Annotated in this window: 13 protein-coding genes; 5 read left to right on the top strand and 8 right to left on the bottom strand. The window is 71.9% G+C overall.

Annotated features, from left to right (window positions below; genetic code table 11):
- Positions 1 to 2: 2 nt before the first annotated feature.
- From ACWEOZ_RS27830 to ACWEOZ_RS27805, 6 genes are all read right to left on the bottom strand, one after another.
- Positions 3 to 1,727, bottom strand: a complete 1,725-nt coding sequence (locus tag ACWEOZ_RS27830; protein WP_451913613.1) for an ABC transporter ATP-binding protein — start codon at positions 1,725 to 1,727, stop codon at positions 3 to 5.
- Between the two features lie 35 nt (positions 1,728 to 1,762).
- Positions 1,763 to 2,482: a sulfotransferase-like domain-containing protein gene (locus tag ACWEOZ_RS27825; protein ID WP_451913612.1), complete on the bottom strand. Its 720-nt coding sequence runs from the start codon at positions 2,480 to 2,482 to the stop codon at positions 1,763 to 1,765.
- A complete protein-coding gene (locus ACWEOZ_RS27820; RefSeq protein ID WP_451913611.1) occupies positions 2,482 to 2,685 on the bottom strand; it encodes an MbtH family protein in 204 nt (67 codons plus the stop codon). Before ACWEOZ_RS27820 ends, ACWEOZ_RS27825 begins: the two co-directional genes overlap by 1 nt.
- A complete protein-coding gene (locus tag ACWEOZ_RS27815) occupies positions 2,682 to 8,648 on the bottom strand; it encodes an amino acid adenylation domain-containing protein (RefSeq protein ID WP_451913610.1) in 5,967 nt (1,988 codons plus the stop codon). Before ACWEOZ_RS27815 ends, ACWEOZ_RS27820 begins: the two co-directional genes overlap by 4 nt.
- A gap of 187 nt (positions 8,649 to 8,835) precedes the next feature.
- The gene (locus tag ACWEOZ_RS27810; RefSeq protein WP_451913609.1) at positions 8,836 to 9,669 is read right to left on the bottom strand and encodes a metallophosphoesterase family protein; all 834 of its coding nucleotides are present in this window, start codon (positions 9,667 to 9,669) and stop codon (positions 8,836 to 8,838) included.
- 13 nt (positions 9,670 to 9,682) lie between these two features.
- Positions 9,683 to 10,024: a winged helix-turn-helix transcriptional regulator gene (locus ACWEOZ_RS27805; protein WP_451913608.1), complete on the bottom strand. Its 342-nt coding sequence runs from the start codon at positions 10,022 to 10,024 to the stop codon at positions 9,683 to 9,685.
- Positions 10,025 to 10,163: 139 nt separating this feature from the next.
- Here ACWEOZ_RS27805 and ACWEOZ_RS27800 point away from each other — a divergent pair, with 139 nt between their 5' ends.
- From ACWEOZ_RS27800 to ACWEOZ_RS27785, 4 genes are all read left to right on the top strand, one after another.
- Positions 10,164 to 11,021, top strand: a complete 858-nt coding sequence (locus ACWEOZ_RS27800) for an NAD(P)-dependent oxidoreductase (RefSeq protein WP_451913607.1) — start codon at positions 10,164 to 10,166, stop codon at positions 11,019 to 11,021.
- The gene (locus ACWEOZ_RS27795) at positions 11,018 to 11,890 is read left to right on the top strand and encodes an NAD(P)-dependent oxidoreductase (RefSeq protein WP_451913606.1); all 873 of its coding nucleotides are present in this window, start codon (positions 11,018 to 11,020) and stop codon (positions 11,888 to 11,890) included. The genes ACWEOZ_RS27800 and ACWEOZ_RS27795 overlap by 4 nt, the downstream gene beginning before the upstream one ends.
- A 78-nt stretch (positions 11,891 to 11,968) precedes the next feature.
- Positions 11,969 to 12,322, top strand: a complete 354-nt coding sequence (locus tag ACWEOZ_RS27790) for a hypothetical protein (RefSeq protein WP_451913605.1) — start codon at positions 11,969 to 11,971, stop codon at positions 12,320 to 12,322.
- Between the two features lie 204 nt (positions 12,323 to 12,526).
- Positions 12,527 to 14,551, top strand: a complete 2,025-nt coding sequence (locus tag ACWEOZ_RS27785; protein ID WP_451913604.1) for a nitrate- and nitrite sensing domain-containing protein — start codon at positions 12,527 to 12,529, stop codon at positions 14,549 to 14,551.
- Positions 14,552 to 14,599: 48 nt separating this feature from the next.
- Here ACWEOZ_RS27785 and ACWEOZ_RS27780 read toward each other — a convergent pair whose 3' ends face one another.
- Together ACWEOZ_RS27780 and ACWEOZ_RS27775 are read right to left on the bottom strand one after the other, a co-directional pair.
- Positions 14,600 to 15,271, bottom strand: coding sequence for a response regulator (locus ACWEOZ_RS27780; protein ID WP_451913603.1), 672 nt, complete (start codon positions 15,269 to 15,271; stop codon positions 14,600 to 14,602).
- Positions 15,268 to 16,443 carry a sensor histidine kinase gene (locus ACWEOZ_RS27775; RefSeq protein WP_451913602.1) on the bottom strand — a complete coding sequence of 392 codons (1,176 nt, stop codon included), beginning with the start codon at positions 16,441 to 16,443 and terminating at the stop codon, positions 15,268 to 15,270. The genes ACWEOZ_RS27780 and ACWEOZ_RS27775 overlap by 4 nt, the downstream gene beginning before the upstream one ends.
- A gap of 173 nt (positions 16,444 to 16,616) precedes the next feature.
- Between ACWEOZ_RS27775 and ACWEOZ_RS27770 the strand changes: the two genes are divergently transcribed.
- Entirely contained in the window at positions 16,617 to 17,462 is an 846-nt protein-coding gene (locus tag ACWEOZ_RS27770; RefSeq protein WP_451913601.1) for a hypothetical protein, read from the top strand.
- The last annotated feature ends 31 nt before the right edge of the window (positions 17,463 to 17,493 follow it).

The raw sequence follows: 17,493 nt of genomic DNA, 5'->3' as shown, positions 1-17,493 counted from the left end.
TCTCACGCCGTGAGGGCGGCGTACCGGCCGCCGACCGACACCAGGGTGTCGTGGGTGCCCTGTTCGAGGATGCGGCCGTGGTCGACGACGGCGATCTGGTCGGCGTTGCGCACGGTCGACAGCCGGTGCGCGATCGTCACCGTGGTCCGGCCGCGGGCCAGTTCGTCGAAGGCGCGCTGCACAGCGCGTTCGGTGGAGGTGTCCAGGGCGCTGGTGGCCTCGTCCAGCACGAGGATGCGGGGGTCGCGCAGCAGCGTCCGGGCGATCGCGATGCGCTGCTTCTCACCGCCGGAGAAGCGGTGCCCGCGCGAGCCGACGACGGTGTCGTAGCCGTCGGGCAGCCCGGCGATCACGTCGTGGATCTGGGCGGCGCGGGCGGCCTGCTCGATCTGGGCGTCGGTCGCGTCCGGGCGGGCGTACCGCAGGTTTTCGCGGACCGTGGTGTGCAGCAGGTAGGTCTCCTGGCTGACCAGCCCGACCACCGCGGCCAGGTCGGCCAGGCGCAGGTCGCGCAGGTCGATGCCGTCGATGGTGATCCGGCCGGCGGCCGGGTCGTGGAACCGCACGATCAGCGCGCCGATGGTGGTCTTGCCGGAGCCGGTCTCGCCGACCAGCGCCAGGGAGGTGCCGGCCGGCACGTCCAGGCAGACGTCGTCGATCGCGGCCGTGCTGCTGCCGGGGTAGCGGAAGGTCACGTTCTCGAAGCGCAGGTGGCCGCGGACCGGGTCGGGCAGCGCGACCGGCCGGGCCGGATCGTCCACCTCGATCGGCAGGTCCAGGTATTCGAAGATGCGCCCGAACAGCACCTTCGAGGTGCTCAGTGAGACGCCGACGTTGAGCAGGCCCATCAGCGGCCGGAACAGTCCGGCCTGCAGGGTGGTGAAGGCGACCAGGGTGCCGATACTGAGCGTGCCGGCGGTCGGGGGTAGCCCGGCGCTGAGGTAGATGACCGCCGGGATGGCGGCGAAGATGATGCTCATCGTGGCCATCCGCCACCGGCCGGCCAGCTGCGAGCGCATCTGCAGGTCGATGAGGCGGGTCGAGGACAGGCTGAACCGCTCGACCAGCGCGGCGCCGGCGCCCATGGTCTTGCTCAGCTGGGCCCCGCTGATCGACAGGCCCTCCTCGATGGTCACGTTGAGGTCGGCGAGCTCGCTCTGGCGCAGGGCGGTGATCTCCTTGCGCATCTTCGCGACCCGGCGGCTCAGGTGCAGCGCCGGCGGCAGCACGATCAGCGACACCAGGGAGAGCTGCCAGGACAGCGCGACCATGGCGACGCCACTGGCCACCGCGGTGGTCAGATTGGAGGTGATCGACGCGGCGGTCGAGGTGACCACCGACTGCACGCCGCCGATGTCGTTGGTGATGCGCGACTGGATCTCGCCGGTGCGGGTCCGGGTGAAGAACGCCACCGATTGCCGCTGCAGGTGGGTGAAGACGTCGATGCGCAGCCGGTGCACGACCCGCTGACCGACCGTGGCCGACATCCACGTCTGGACGACGCCGAGCGCGGAGGTCACCGCGGCGACGGCCACCATGCCGGTGACCAGCCAGACCAGCAGGGTGACGTCCTGCCGCGGCAGCGCGCGGTCGATGACCTCACGCAGCAGGAAGGGGGAGGCCATGCCCAGCACGGAGGACGCCATGATGAGCAGGGTCACCACGGCGAGCCGCAGGCGGTGCGCCTTGAACAGCCGGGCGATGCGGCGCAGCGAGACGTCTGGCAAAGAGCACAACCTTTTCCGTACGGGATGAGCTGAGGTTAACGGGCCGCCCACGCCCGCAGGAACTCGTAGTGCGGCAGGTGGCACCGGTAGCACTCGGCCAGCTTCGGGTGGTTGTCCACCGTGTCCGCGTACGTGCGCTGCGGCTCGGTGAAGCCGGAGCTGTTCGCGACGTCGCGGTGCCACGGCCGGGTCCGGCTCCAGACCCGGTGGTCGCCCGGCTGCCAGGACAGCGCCGAGGGCAGGAACGGTATCCCGGCGTGCTCGCAGTAGCGCCGGATGACCTCGCGCGGCGCCGCGATCAGCGTCTCGGCCTCGACGACGTGCGGTACGGCCCCGGACACCTCATGGACCCGGCGGGCGAGTTCGGCCTGGTGGCCGTAGCCGACCTCGGCGCAGACCATGTCCGGGTTCATCGCGTGGTGCGAGGCGATCACCGAGCGGGGGTCGCGGATGATGAAGGTGTGCCGGCCGGTGGCCGGGATGTCCTCGCCGCCGTGGCCGAGGTAGTCGTACTCGGTCGTCTCCTTGACGAAGACCCGCCGGTCACGCGCCCGTTCGTCGAGCAGTTTCAGCAGTTCGGCGTGGCTGGTGGCGGTGGCGTCGCCGATCGTCACGTGGCCCTGCACGACGATGCTGGAGAACGGTTCGTGGTAGACCTCGTGGTCCCCGCGTTCGAGCATCATCCGCAGGAACGCGGTCGACCGGGACCGCGGCGTTCCCCAGAGGAAGAGCAGGCCGGACCGGGCGGCCGGCATCACACCGGCCCGGCCAGGCCGGCGGGACGGATGTCGGTCCACACACGCTCGATGTGGCTCAGGCAGGCGTCGCGGGTGTCCGGGCCGGACACGGTCCGCCAGCCCGCCGGCACGTCGATCGTCCCCGGCCACAGCGAGTGCTGGTTCTCGTGGTTGACCAGCACCAGGTACGGGGTGTCGTCGCGTTCGAAGGGGTTGCTCATTCGGCCGGCCTTCCGGTGGTCGTCGGCGCGCTGGGGGAGCGGTCGAGGTGCTCGGCCACCCGGGCGCCGATCATTTCCAGCACCTCCGCCCGGGCCAGCTGCCGGTGCAGGTATTTCAGGACCAGGACGTCGATGTGGCCGGTGACGTACCGCTGCCACATCGGGGAGAAGTACTGCTCGGGGGTTCGCGCGGCGGCCGCCTCGACGAACAGGACGTCGCCGTCGAACAGGCCGAACTCGTGGTTGTCCACGAGCTTGATCATGTTTTCGTAGAAGTCGACGATGGCCCGTCCCTTCTGCCGCATCAGGAACGAGTAGGGGCCCTGGCGCTGCCGCAGCTGGTCGTAGAGGGCGTCACCGGTCAGCAGGTGCCGCTGATCGGTGGGCACGTCCAGGTCGAAGTGCCGGGCGACCGCGTTCAGCCGGGCCACCTGGGTCGCCCGGCGGTGCGGGGTGGGCCGGGAATCGAGCATCGCCAGCAGCTGCACCCGCTGCCCGTCCCGCTGCAGCTGCACGGCCATCTCGTGGACGATCTCGCCGCCGGCGCACAGGCCCAGCAGGTGGTAGGGACCCTCCGGCTGGACGGCGCGGATCTGCTGGACGTAGTCGGCGGCCATCGCGGTCAGGCTGTCCGGCATGGCGTCACCGGGGCGCAGGCCGCGCGCCTGGACGCCGTACACCCCGACCTCCGCCGGCACGGCGTTGACCAGCGGGTAGTAGAGCCAGCTCAGGCCGCCGAGCGGATGGACGCAGAACAGTGAGGTGGTCCCGGTGTGCGGCCGCAGCGGCACCAGCACGTCCAGCGCCGCGTCGTCCGGGCCGGCCGCGACCCAGCCGGCCAGGTTCCGTGCGGTCGGCACGGCGGCGACCACGAGCGGGTTGACCGGTACGCCGAACTCCGCCTCGATGGCCCGGCTCAGCCGCTCCACGGTCTCCCGGCCCCCGCCGAGGTCGAAGATGTTGTCCTCGGCGGCCACCTGGCCGACCTCCAGCGCGTCGGCGACCAGCCGGCGCATCCGCTGCTCGGTCTCCGCGGAGCCGCTGGGCGCCGCGAGCGTGGGCAGACCCTCGATCAGGCCGGCCAGGTCGGCCAGCGTCGCGCTCTCGAAGACCGCCCGGAAAGGCAGATCCACGCGCAGCACCGAGCGGACCTGGTTGACCAGCTGCATGGCCAGCAGCGAGTGCCCGCCCAGGACGAAGAAGTTGTCGTCGCGGCCCGCGCGGGGCACGCCGAGGATCTGCGCCCACAACCCGGCCAGGGTCTGCTCGACGGCGCCGGCCGGCTCGACGTAGGCCCGCTCGGCCGCGTCGCCCGGGTCCGGCAGGGCGGCCCGGTCCACCTTGCCGTGCCCGGTCAGCGGCAGCGCGTCCAGCACCACGAACACCGACGGCACGAGATGATCGGGTACGGCGGCTGCCATCTCCCGGCGCAACATCGCCACGTCCGTCGCGGGGCCGGCCACCACGTAGGCGATCAAGCGGGCGTCGACGCCGGTTCCGCGTACCGTGACCGCGGCCCGGCGTACCCCCGGAAGCGCCGCCGCGGCGGCCTCGACCTCACCCAGCTCGACCCGCACGCCGCGGATCTTGACCTGGTCGTCCTGCCGGCCGAGGAACTCGATCGCGCCGTCGGCGCGGCGCAGCCCCCGGTCGCCGGTGCGGTACATCCGTTCGCCGGGCACGAACGGGTCCGCCACGAACCGTTCCGCGGTCAGACCGGGCCGGTTGAGGTAGCCGCGGGCCAGCGGACGTCCCGCGATGCAGATCTCACCGGGCACGCCGGGCGGCAGATGCTCGGCGTCGGCACCGAGCACATAGACCCGGGCACCGGGGATCGGGCGGCCGATGGGAACCGTGCGGCCGTCGTCGTCCGGCCGGCAGTCCCAGCTGGTCACGCCGATCGCCGTTTCGGTCGGCCCGTACAGGTTGTGGAGCTCGGTGGTGGGCAGCGCCTGGAAGAAGCGGCTGCGCAGGCCCAGCGGCAGCGCCTCGCCGCCGGCGATGACGTGGCGCAGGCTGGTGCACCGCTCGGCGCCGGCCTCGGCCAGGAACATCTCCAGCATCGACGGCACGAAGTCGGCCAGGCAGACCTCTTCGTCGCGGATGACCTCGACGAGGTAGCCGCTGTCGCGGTGCCCGTCGGGCCGGGCCATCACGACAGTCGCCCCGCAGGTCAGCGGCCAGAGCAGCTCCCAGACCGAGGTGTCGAAGGTGACCGGGGACTTCTGCAGCACGCGGTCGCCCGGCGTCAGCGCGAACTTCTCGGTCATCCAGGCGAACCGGTTGCCGATCGCGCCCCGGACGTTCACCACGCCCTTCGGCGTCCCGGTGGTGCCGGAGGTGTAGAGGACGTAGGCGGTGTCCTCGGCGGTCACCGCGACCTCGGGGTCGTGCTCCGGCTCCGCCGACAGGGCCGTGGCCTGCTCATCGAGGCACAGCAGCAGTCCGGGGTCCTCGGGCAGCCGCGGCCGCACCGGCCCGTGGGTGAGCACCACGGCGGTGCCCAGGTCGGCGATCATCAGTGCCCGGCGGGCGGCGGGCAGGTCGGGGTCGAGGGGGACGAACGCGCCGCCCGTCTTCAGCACGGCGAGCACGGTGATCACCAGGTCGAAGCCACGTTCCATGCTGATGCCGATCAGCACGTCCGGTCCGGCGCCGGCCCGGATCAGGCGGTGGGCCAGCTGGTTCGCCCGGCGGTTGAGCTCCTCGTACGGCAGGGTCCGCCCCTCGAACCGTACGGCGGGCGCGGCCGGTGTGGCCCGGGCGTGGCCCTCGACGAGCTGGTGGATCCACGGTCCGGTCCGGTCCCGGACGGCGCCGGCGCTCGCCTGCTCGGCCACCCGGCGCTCGTCCGCGCTCAGCAGCGGCAGCCGGGCGATCGGCTTACCGGGATCCGCCACGGCGGCGGCCAGCAGCCGGCCGAGCAGCTCGATCATGCGCTTGGCGGTGTCCCGGTCGAACAGGTCGGCGGCGAAGGTCAGCTCACCGCCCATCCCGGCGGGCCGTCCGCCGGCGTCCGAGAACTCCACGAACTGGAAGCTCAGGTCGAACTTGGCCGACCCGGAACCGACCGCGACGCGTTTCATGTCGACGCCGGTCAGGTCGAGCACCGCGGTCCGGCCGACCTGCAACGCCACCATGACCTGGAACAGCGGGTGCCGGCCGGGCACCCGGGGCGGGTTGAGCACCTCGACCACGCTCTCGAACGGCACGTCCTGGTTGCTGAACGCGGCCAGGTCCTGCTCGCGCACCCTGGTCAGCAGTTCCTCGAACGACGGATCGCCGGTCAGGTCGGCCCGCAGCACCAGGGTGTTGACGAAGAAGCCGACCAGATCGTCGAGGGCCTCGTCGACCCGCCCCGCGACCGGCCAGCCGAGCGGGATGTCGGCGCCCGCGCCCAGCCGGGACAGCAGCGCCGCCACCGCCGACTGGACCACCATGAAGACGCTCGCGCCGTTGCGGCGGGCCAGGGCCACGAGGCTCTCGTGCACCTCGACCGGCACCTTCAACGGCACCGATCCGCCGCGGTACGTGCCCACAGCCGGCCGGACCCGGTCGGTGGGCAGCGGCAACTCGTCGGGCACCCCGCGCAGCAGCTCGGTCCAGTACGCCACCTGGTCACGGGCGACCTTCACCGCGTCGCGCTGCCACAGGGCGAAGTCCGCGTACTGCACCAGCAGCTCGGTCCACTGCGGTGCCCGGCCCGCGCGGCGCTGCTCGTACGCCTCGCTGAAGTCGCGCATCAGCGGCTCCATGGAGGAACCGTCGGCCGCGATGTGGTGCAGCAGCAGGACCAGGGCATGGTCGCCGGGTCCCACCGTGAGCAGGTGCGCCCGGAACGGCAGGTCCCGGGTCAGGTCGAAGCGGCGCTGGACCAGCCCGTCCACGGCCCGGCTCAGCTCGGTGGCCTCGACCTCGCCGCGGACCAGCAGCGGACCGACGTCGGCCATCGGCACGACCCGTTGCTGGGGCTCGCCGTCCAGCAGCGGGAACACCGTACGCAGGGGCTCGTGCCGCCGGACCACGTCGGTGACGGCCGCGTGCAGGGCGGCGATGTCGAGCTCGCCGGTCAGCCGGACCACGACCGGGATGTGGTACGCCGTGTCGTTCGCGCGCAGCTGCGCGGTGAGCCACAGCCGCTGCTGCGGGTAGGACAGCGGCACCACCGCGGGGCGGGTGCGACGGCGCAGCACGGGGCGGGTCCCGCCCTTGAGGACCGACACCCGCCGGGCCAGCTCGGCCAGGTTCGAGGTCTCGAAGAGGTCCCGGACCGGCAGTTCGACCTTCAGCACCGACCGCACCCGGTTCACCAGCTGCGTCGCCATCAGCGAGTGCCCGCCCAGGGCGTAGAACTCGTCGTTGCGGCCGACCCGGGGCACGCCGAGGATCTCCTCCCACAGCCGGGCCAGCGTCTGTTCCACGGCGCCCACCGGCGCCGCGTACTCCCGCTCGTCCGCGGTGGTGCCGGGATCGGGCAGCGCCTCGCGGTCCACCTTGCCGTTCCCGGTCACCGGCAACGCGTCCATCAGCACGAACACCGACGGCACGAGATGGTCCGGGACCACCGCCGCGAGACGTCGCCGCAGCTTGCCCACGTCACGGTGGCCGGCCTCGGTGACCACGTACGCCGTCAGCCGCCGATCCGCGCCCGTGCCGTGCACCAGCACCACCGCCTGATCGACGCCGGTCAGGCCCATCAGCGCGGCCTCCACCTCGCCGGGCTCGACCCGGACGCCGCGGATCTTCACCTGGGCGTCCGCGCGGCCGACGAATTCCAGCTGGCCGTCGGGAAGCCGGCGCACCACGTCCCCGGTCCGGTACATCCGCTCCCCGGGCGGCCCGAACGGGTCGGCCACGAACCGCTGGGCCGTCAGGGCCGGCCGGCCGGCATAGCCGCGGGCCACGCCGGCGCCGGCCAGGTAGAGCTCGCCGGTTGCGGCCTCTCGCAGGTGGTCGTCGAGCACATAGGCCCGGACGTTGGGGATCGGCCGGCCGATCGGGGGCGTCCCCTCCGCACCGAGGGGCTCACTGACGGTGGCGGCGACCGTCGTCTCGGTCGGCCCGTAGGCATTGAGCATCAGCCTGTTCCGGGACCAGCGGGCCACCATGGCGGGCGGGCAGGCCTCGCCGGCGACGACCAGCGTCACGCCGTCCGGCAGCCCACCACCGGTCTCCACGGCGGACAGCAGGGACGGCGGCAACGTCACGTGGGTGACGCCGCGGCTCTCCACCAGCTCGGCCAGCGCGCGACCGGGCACCAGCCGCGACCCGTCCGCGACGACCAGCGTCGCGCCGGACAGCAGGGTCGACCACAGCTCGGACACCGACGCGTCGAAGCTGACCGAGGCGAACTGCAGGCGCCGCTTGCCCGGGCCCAGCCCGAGCAGGGTCCGCTGGGCCGTCGCCAGGTTCGTCACGCCGCGATGGGTCACCACCACGCCCTTGGGCCGGCCGGTCGAGCCCGAGGTGAAGATCACGTAGGCCGCGTGGTCCGGCTGCAGCGGGGTGTGCCGCTGCGCGTCCCGGACGATGCCGGCGTCGTTCGAGGCGATCTCGTCGGCGGTCTTGGGATCGTCCAGCACCAGCTCCGTGACCCCCGCAGTCGCCGCGGCCCGGGTGGCGGTCGTGGTCACCACGCACCGCACCCGGGCGTCCGACAACATGAACCCCGCCCGCGCGGCCGGGTAGGCGGCGTCCACGGGGACGTAGTGGCCGCCGGCCTTCACCACGGCCAGCGCCGCGACCACGAACTCGATCGACCGGTTCAGCACCAGCCCGACCGCGACCTCGGGACCGACGCCCTGGGTGAGAAGGACCCGGGCCAGCCGGTTCGACCGCTCGTCCAGCTCCCGAAAGGACACCGTGGCGTCGTCGGCGACCACAGCCGGGTCGCTGCCGGCGCGTGCGACCTGCGCGGCGAACATCTCCGGCAGGGTCCGGGCCTCTTCGTCAGAGCTGATCAATGACTCGTCTCCTCCGCTGTCACGCCGTCGAGCTCAGATCGTGCCAATCTGCTCTTTCAGCGTGGGCGGATCAAGATGAGACAAATCACCGGAAATAAAGTGCACAGAATCGGTCCGGAATGAGTCTTAGGAGCGTAGGCGGTACACAGTGGATTTGACCGCGATCAAGGCAGCGAGCTGGGCGTACCTATGACCCGTCGCCGAGGATCCGGCGCAGCGGCCGCGGGGGAGTGCCCTTACGGACCCACTCCCGTGGGTAACCGAGCGACACCTCTTCGAAGCGGACGCCGTCGTAGTAGGTTGTCCGCGGAATGTGCAGATGGCCGTAGACCGCCACGGTCGCGCGGTACCGCCGGTGCCAGTCCGCGGTCAGCTCGGTGCCGCACCACTGCGCGAAGTCGGGATAGCGCAGGACGTCGGTCGGCTCGCGTACCAGCGGCCAGTGGCTGACCAGCACTGTGGACATCGCCGGGTCGATGGTGTCCAGCCGCTCGCGGGTCCGCGCCACCCGGTCCCAGCACCACGACTCCCGGTCCGGGAAGGGCGCCGGGTGCAGCATCATCTCGTCGGTGCAGACCACGCCGGCCTCGTACGCCCGGCGCAGCGACTCCTCCTTGCCGGTGACCCCGGGCACCCGGAACGAGTAGTCGTAGAGCAGGAAGAGCGGCGCCACGGTGACCGGTCCGCCCGGACCCGTCCAGACCGGATACTCGTCCTCGGGGGTGAGCACGCCGTTGTCCCGGCACATCCGGATCAGCGCGTCGTAGCGTTCCACACCGCGCAGCTGCACCGGATCGTTCGGGTGCGTCCACAGCTCGTGGTTGCCGGGCGCCCAGATCACCGTGGCGAAGCGGTCCCGCAGCCCGGCCAGCGTCTGCTCGACGTCGGCGAAGACCTCGCCGACGTCACCGGCCACGATGAGCCAGTCGTCCGGCGACTCCGGGCGCAGCCGGCCGGCGATCTTCCTGTTCCTCGGGTACGAGACGTGCAGATCACTGACCGCGAACAGGCTCCCCGTCATCGCATCGATCATGTCAGAACTCTGCTGCGGGCCCGGGCTGCGGGTTGCCGCCCTCGACGAGGCTGCCCTCAGCGGCGAGGCGCTCGACCCGCTGCCGACCCCAGGCGCCGAGTGCCCCGAGGGCCTCGTTGAGGGAGATGCCGTCCGGAGTCAGCGAATACTCCACGCGGGGCGGCACCTCACGGTAGATCTCCCGGTGGACCAGCCCGTCCTCCTCCATCTCCCGCAGGTGCTGGACGAGCATCTTCTCGCTCACCCCCGGCAGCCCTCGCCGCAGCTCACCGAAGCGCCGGACGCCGTAGGTGCTGAGCTCCCACAGGATCAACGACTTCCACTTACCGGTCACCACGTCCATCCCGGCATCGATGCCACAGATGTACGGTCCACGCCTCGCGCCGGCTGCCATCGCCACCTCCACACTCACCTTCGGGTAAGTACCGAACAAAATAGTGGGTACTTGCCGCCCCGGCTGTACGGGCAAACCATCGTTACCCATGACCACATTCCTGGGCACGGGCGCGATGGGCACAGCCCTGGCCGCGACACTGCTGGACGCCGGCCTTCCCGCGGTTGTGTGGAACCGCGACCCACAGCGGGCACAGCCTCTGGCCGGCCGCGGCGCGATCGTCGCCGACACCGTCGAGAAGGCCATGACCGGCGACGGCCCGGTCGTCGTCTGCCTGTTCGATCATCGCTCGGTCCACGACGTCCTGGACCCCGTGGCCGCCGCGCTGACCGGGCGTGCCGTGATCAACCTGACCACGACCACACCCGCCGAATCGCGGGAGCTCGCCGCGTGGGCCGCCGGCCACGGCGTCGCCTACCTCGACGGTGCGATCCTGGCCGTCCCCGGCATGATCGGCGGCCCCGGATCGGCCATCTTCTACGCCGGCGCGGAAGCCGTCCTCACCGAGCACCGCGACCTGCTCGACCGGTGGGGCGAGAGCACCTTCTTCGGTGCCGACGCGGGGCTCGCCGCGCTCCACGACATGGCGATGCTCACCGGCATGTACACGATGGTCGCCGGCTTCCTGCGCGGCGCGGCGATGCTCGCCGCCGAAGGCATCTCGGCGGCCGAGTTCGCCCGGCGGCAGGCACCGTTCCTGGCCGCCATGACCGGCGGCTTCGCCGGCTACGCGGCGACGGTGGACGCCGGTGACTACGCCGGCGCGGGCCAGAGTCTGCGGTTCACCGAGGCGGCTCTGGCCGCCCTGCTGCGCGGGAGCGCCGGCCAGGGTGTCTCGACCGAGGTGCTGCAACCCGTGCACGACCTCGTCCGCCGGCAGATCGGCGCGGGTCACGGCGACCTCGGCACCGCCCGGATCTTCGAGGAACTGAGGACCACTCGATGAGCCGGGAACCTGTCACCGTGATCGGCCTCGGCCCGATGGGCCGGGCCATGGCCGGCGTCCTGCTGCGGGGCGGCCACCCGGTCACCGTGTGGAACCGTACGCCCGCCCGCGCCGATGACCTGGTCGAAGCCGGTGCCTCCCGGGCGGCCACCCCGGCGGAGGCGGTGACCGCGAGCCCGCTCACCATTCTCAGCCTCACCGACTACGAGGCGATGTACCAGATCCTGGGCCGGGAGCCGGACTTCCTGACCGGCCGGGACCTCATCAACCTCAGCTCCGACACGCCCGGCGCGTCCCGGGAGGCCGCGACCTGGGCGGCCGGCCACCGCGCGCAGTTCGTCACCGGCGGCGTCATGGTGCCGCCCCCGATGCTCGGCGGACGCGGCGCGTACGTCTACTACAGCGGCCCCGGCGAGGTCCTCGCCGCCCACGAACCGGCACTGCGCCTGATCGGCGATCCGCGCCACCTCGGCGCCGACCCGGGACTGGCCCAACTGTTCTACCAGGCCCAGCTGAACGTCTTCCTCACCACGCTGTCCGGCCTGCTGAACTCCACAGCCATGGTTACCGCGGCCGGCGTCCCGGCGGCTGATTTCCTGCCCGACGCGATGAAGATGCTCATCGACGTCCCGGCGATGATCGGCAGCGGCGCCGACCTGGCGGCCCGGATCGCGGCCGGGCACCACCCGGGTGACCTCAGCACTGTCCTGATGATGGGGGCCACGGCCGAGCACATCGTGCGGACCAGCGACGAGGCCGGCGTCGACCGCGAGCTGCCGGCGGCGGTCAGGTCGCACTACGACCGGGCTGTCGCCGCCGGCCACGGCACCGACGGGTGGACCGCCCTCTACGAGGTGATCAAGGCCTGAGCCGGTCGCGATCAACAAAACCGGTTCAGTTGACAGGTGTGGAAAGGCGTTGCCGGGGGCAACAATGGATGCATGTCTATGGACAGCGAAGATCTGGTGACCTGCCCCGCCCGCATCACCCTGGACGCGGCACAGCTTGCCTTCTTCGGCGAGCTCCCGGTGCCGGCGCCGAGCGTGCAGTCCGAGCTGGGCTGTGAGCTCGAACGCGGCCATACGGGTTCGCACGCCGCCCTCGGCCAGCAGGTCGAGGAGACTATGTGGTGGGTGCAGTGGACGCTGAGCGCGTCCGAGATCAACCCGTACACCTGGTGTCCGGCGCACCACGACCTGGCCGTGGAGAGCCGCGACGACATGGACTGCACCCTGTTCGTGGGGCATCCCGGTGCGCATTCGTCCCCCAAGCTGGGCTGGCGAAGCGATGAGGCGGCCTGAAACGGTTCAGTCCGGCCGATCACGAACGGACCGACAGCCGGGGAGGCGTCGTACGGGCAGGATCGGCCGTCTTTAGGGGCACCTTCGGCGGATTCTGAACCAGGCCCCGCTCCACCGAGTACTCACATGGGAGCGATCCCAGATGGAGGCCCGGGGACGTCCACCTGATCCACGGGCACGAGGAACTGCCATGAATGAGGTCTCGTGGGGCGTAAACCGAGGTCCATCCGTTCGAAGATCATCCTGGTGCTGCTGGTGCCCGTGGCGGCGTTGACCGCGCTGTGGATCGTGGATGTCAACGCGTCGTTTGCCGACGCGGCGGCGCTGCGGAACACCAACTACACCCAGGACAACGTCAGCTTGCCGTGCGACAAGATGGTGGCGGCGCTGCAGGCCGAGCGCAGCATGTCCGTCGAGGTCCTGGCGGTACCCGGCGGGGACGTCGCCGGGCTCCGCGCGCAACGGGCGGCGACCGACGCGGCGGTCGCCGAGTTCCGCGACCTTTCCCGGCGCTTCCGGGGCAGCGACATCTCGGCCGGCATCACCAGGGCCCGGATCGCGGACATGCTCGCGGCCCGCGACTCCCTGGTCCTGCTGCGCACCCAGGTCGACGCCGGGAGCATCACCCGGGCCGTGGCCGTGAGCGGGTACAACGGCATCATCAGCTACGCCTTCAGCGTCTCCACCGCGGCTGCCGTCTCCAGCGATCCCCTGGTGGAACGGGTCATGCGTACCTCGGTGGCCATGCGCCGGACCGGCGAGCTGCTCCATCAGGAGGACGCCCTGCTGACCGGCGTGACCGCGGCGGGCCGTTTCGACGCCGGGGAACACCGCCAGCTGACCGAGATCGTCGGGGCGTTGCGCTTCCAGATCCCGGTCGCCGGCTCCACGCTGCCGGCGCCGGACCAGGCCGCCTTCAAGAGCATGCTCAGCGGCCCCAACTTCGTGGCGTTGCGGGCGGCCGAGGACCGCATCCTCGGGGACGAGGGTTTCGGCGGACCGGTGTCGACCACGCGGGCCGAGTGGAAGGCGACCTTCATCCCGGCGGTCCGTCAGCTGTACGACTTCCTGGCCACCGGCTACGGCAAGGCCGCGGAATTCGCCGACGCGGAACGCGACCGGATCCTGTTCCGGTTCGGCCTTTCCGGCATGCTGGGCCTGATCGCGATCTTGGCGTCGTTGCTCCTGTCGGTCCGCATCGGCGGCTCCGTCGTACGCCGGCTGTCGGTCCTGCGCACAGCGGCGAACGAGCTGGCCCATCGGAGACTGCCCGAGATGGTCATGCGGGTGCGGGCCGGGGAGCAGATCGACGTCGACGGCGACCCGCTGCGCCTGTCCCTGGGCGACGACGAGATCGCCGACGTCGGAGCCGCGCTGAGCGAGGTGCAGCAGAGCGCGATCGACTCCGCGGCCGGCGAGGCCGCGCTGCGCTACGACATGAACAAGGCGCTGGTCAACATCGCCCGCCGCAACCAGACGCTGGTCGATCGGCAGCTCCAGGCCCTCGCCCAGGCGCCGGCCGGGGACGCCGCCGGCGAACGGGCGACGGCCCGGGTCGAGCAGCTGGCCGTCCAGCTGCGCCGGCACGCCGAACACCTCGTGATTCTCGCGGGCTCCGCGCGCAGCCGGCGCGGGTTCGGCCCTGAGCCGCTGGCCCGGGTCGTCACCCGGGCGGCGGGCGAGGTGGAACACGCGGAACGGATCGAGATCGGCCCGCTGGCGGACGCGGAAGTGCCGGAGCCGGCCGTGACCGACCTCGGGCATCTGCTGGCCGAGCTGCTGGAGAACGGTACGACGTTCTCCCCGCCGGACACCCCGGTGCGAGTGTCGGCCCAACGGGTCCCGGACGGCGTCACGATCGAGATCGGGGACCAGGGCCTGGGGATGTCCCGGTCGGTCCTGGACGAGACCAATCGCCGGCTGGCCGAGCCGCAGGAGTTCGACCCGGCCAAGAGCGCGCGGCTCGGTCTCTTCGTCGTCGGGTTCCTGGCCGCCCAGTGGGGGATCGGGGTGGTCCTCCGGCCCTCGCCGCACCGCGGCGTCATCGCGACGGTGACGCTCCCGCGCGAGATGGCCGTCCCGGTGGCCGCGCCGGTCGCCACGCCGGCCGGGAGCGCCCGTCGCTCCAATGCGGCCAAGCTGGTGGGCATGGTCGCGCAGGGCCGCCGGGGAACGGCCGAGCCGGGCGCGGCGCCCCGGCACGCCGCGGAGGACGCGCAAGGCCGTTGACCCCGGTCCGGTGGGCGGACACGCGCGCCGCGGCAGCGCAGCGGCCGGTCACTGGCTGAGGCCGGCGCGATGGGCGAGGATGGCGGCCTGGACGCGGTTGGTGAGTTCGAGTTTGGTGAGGATCCGGCTGATGTGGGTCTTGACGGTGGCTTCGCTGAGGAGGAGCCGGCGGGCGATGCCGGCGTTGGTCAGCCCACCGGCAAGAGCCTGCAGGACTTCGAGTTCCTTGTGGGTGAGTGCGCGCAGCCGCTGTTGAGCTTCGGCCTGGGCCGGCTCGGTGGTGCCGGTGCCGGGTTCGCTGTCACGGGCGAAGGTCTCGAGCAGGCGCCGGGTGATGCGGGGGGAGATCATGGCGTCGCCGGCGTGGGCGGCTCGCACCGCGGCGATCATCTCCTCGCCGGTGGCGTCCTTGAGCAGAAAGCCGACGGCGCCGTTACGCAGGGCGGTGCGGACGTATTCGTCGAGGTCGAACGTGGTCAGGACGACGACCTTCGGCGGGCGGGGCAGCCGGCCGAGTGTCGTGGTGGCGCTGAGCCCGTCGGTGCGGGGCATGCGGATGTCGACCAGCGCCACGTCCGGGTGGTGCCGGCGGGCCTGGTCGACGGCGCCGGTGCCGTCGGCGGCCTCGGCGACGACGCTGATGTCGTCGGCGGCCTGCAGGATGGTGCGCAGCATGGCCCGGACCATCCACTCGTCGTCGACGACGAGAACCCGGATCATCGGAGGTCCGGCGGGGGGACGGGCATGGTGGCGGTGAGTTCGTAGCCGCCCTCGCGGGTGGGACCGGCGGTCAGGTGGCCTCCGACGAGGTGGACACGTTCCCGCAGCCCGACCAGCCCGTGCCCACCGGGTGGCAGGGCCGGCGCCACGGCTTGAGCGGGTGGCCCGTTGTGGACGGTCACGCGCAGGGCGCCGGGCTCGTACCGGATGTGGATCCGGGTGTCAGCGGTGCCGGCATGTCTGTGCACGTTGGTGAGCGCCTCCTGGACCACCCGGTAGCCGGCCTGGTCGACCATGGACGGTAAAGAGCGGGGTCGGCCGTCCCATGCGACGGTGACGGGAGTGCCGGTGGCCCGGGACTGTTCGGCCAGGCGGGGCACGTCGGCCAGGGTCGGCTGGGGCGCCAGCGGGGCGGCGGATTCGCCGGTGCGCAGCACTCCCACCAGGTCGCGGAGCTCGGCGAGGGCGTCCCGGCCGATCGAGCGGATCCGGCGGGCGAGCACGGGGCGTTCGGCGTCGGCGGCCACCTCCAGTGCGGTGGCGTGCAGCACCATCAGGCTGACCCGGTGGGCGACCACGTCGTGCATGTCGTAGGCGATCCGGGTGCGTTCCTCGGCGCGGACCTGCTCGGCCAGCAGCCGGCGTTCACGCTCGGCCCGGTCGGCCCGCTCACGCAGGCCGGCCACCAGGTCGCGCCGGGCAGCCGCCCACAGTCCGAGCAGGGTGGGGGCCAGGCACACGGCGATGCTGAGCGGGATGATCGAGTCGAGTCCCTGCCGCCGGAACGGCACCGCGACCACGACGATCACGACGGCGGTGGCGGCCGCGACGATACGCCGCGACCGTTGGTGGACACCCAGGCTGTACTGGCCGGTGATCACGGCGGGGTAGGCCGCAGCGACCACCCACGCCACCGTGGCGGCAGCAACCAGCAGGAGAGGCCGGTGGCGCCGGGAGAGGGTCGCGGCGCCGACCAGCACGCCGAGGCCGATGGTGACCGGAGGCGGCGGATGCCACGGCAGGTACGGCGAGCCGCCGAACAGAGTGGAGTCCATCGCCGGTCCCGCGGTGCTGACCGCGCACACCGCGGCGAGCAGGACGTCGACGGCTCGGTCGCGCCGCGGCCAGGACCGGCCGAGCCACGCCGACCGGGCCGCTGCTGCGGTACTCATGAGCCCGAGTCTAGGCAGCCGGCCGGTCGGTGGAGTCGTCCGAAAGAGGTAGGCCGGCGCCGGTGGCAGCCATCCTTCGACGGACCCGGCGACGACTTTTCCCGGACGCGGCGGTGCACGGCTGGTTCCTAGCGTGGTGCCGACCGCTGCCCGTACGAGTCAGGGAGTCAGCCATGCCGACTGCAGCGCAACCGGACCGCTCGCGCCTCACTCGGGCGCTGCTGGCTGCCTACAGCGGTTACGCGGTGGTGGCAGTGATCCTGCTGCCGCTGACCGCCGGTGACGGGTTGCTGGTCAACGCGGCCGTCGTCGTCTCGGCGCTGGGCGGGGCGGCCAGCCTGACGCTGGCCCTGCGTTTCGGCCGCCCGCCCACCCGACGGCAGGTCATCGCGCTGCACACCGCGCTGGTGCCGATCCAGTTCGTCCTGAGCATCCCGTCCAGCATCGTGCTGCTCGGCATGATCATCTCGGCCGCCGTCGCGATCGCGATGAAGCCGGTGTTCCCGCGACTCGGACCGGCACCGCGCAGGTTCTTCCTCACCCTGCACGTCGGCGTCTCGGTGGCGTGGCTCGGCCTGTCTCTGTCGATGACCGCGTTGAGCCTGATCGGGCTGTCCGCCGACGATCCGGCGCTGCGGCACCACGCCTACCGGGTCATGCACATCTTCGACCTCGGACTGGTGATCCCGATCGTGCTGCTGTCCCTGCTCAGCGGCCTGGTGGTGGCTCTGTTCACGAAATGGGGGCTGACCCGCCACTGGTGGGTGCTGACCAAATTCGTCATCGCCCTGAGCATCCCGCTGGCGGCCGGCTTCGCCCAGGAACGCTGGATCACCGACCTGATCGAGCGCACCGCCGCCGACCCGGCCGCCCGGACGGGGGGCCCGGGTATGCGGCTGGTCGTCTGCATGATCGTCTACGTCGTGCTGCTGGCCGGCGCCACCACGCTGTCGGTGTACAAATCGGGTGGCATGACCCCCTGGGCCAAGCGCAAGCGCGCCGGTGCGGCGGGGCAGTGAGACCAGTGCCGGTCGATGCGCGGCCCCGTTG

Source organism: Actinoplanes sp. NPDC004185, assembly GCF_053603475.1.
The sequence above is the reverse complement of the archived record's forward strand: the minus strand, read 5'-3'. Positions and strand labels throughout refer to the sequence as shown.

Coding starts and splice junctions, on each gene's coding strand:
- ACWEOZ_RS27825 (WP_451913612.1), bottom strand. CDS start 2,482: ATGCCGGCCGCCCGGTCCGGCCTGCTCTTCCTCTGGGGAACGCCGCGG.
- ACWEOZ_RS27820 (WP_451913611.1), bottom strand. CDS start 2,685: ATGAGCAACCCCTTCGAACGCGACGACACCCCGTACCTGGTGCTGGTC.
- ACWEOZ_RS27810 (WP_451913609.1), bottom strand. CDS start 9,669: ATGACGGGGAGCCTGTTCGCGGTCAGTGATCTGCACGTCTCGTACCCG.
- ACWEOZ_RS27805 (WP_451913608.1), bottom strand. CDS start 10,024: ATGGACGTGGTGACCGGTAAGTGGAAGTCGTTGATCCTGTGGGAGCTC.
- ACWEOZ_RS27800 (WP_451913607.1), top strand. CDS start 10,164: ATGACCACATTCCTGGGCACGGGCGCGATGGGCACAGCCCTGGCCGCG.
- ACWEOZ_RS27795 (WP_451913606.1), top strand. CDS start 11,018: ATGAGCCGGGAACCTGTCACCGTGATCGGCCTCGGCCCGATGGGCCGG.
- ACWEOZ_RS27790 (WP_451913605.1), top strand. CDS start 11,969: ATGGACAGCGAAGATCTGGTGACCTGCCCCGCCCGCATCACCCTGGAC.
- ACWEOZ_RS27780 (WP_451913603.1), bottom strand. CDS start 15,271: ATGATCCGGGTTCTCGTCGTCGACGACGAGTGGATGGTCCGGGCCATG.
- ACWEOZ_RS27775 (WP_451913602.1), bottom strand. CDS start 16,443: ATGAGTACCGCAGCAGCGGCCCGGTCGGCGTGGCTCGGCCGGTCCTGG.
- ACWEOZ_RS27770 (WP_451913601.1), top strand. CDS start 16,617: ATGCCGACTGCAGCGCAACCGGACCGCTCGCGCCTCACTCGGGCGCTG.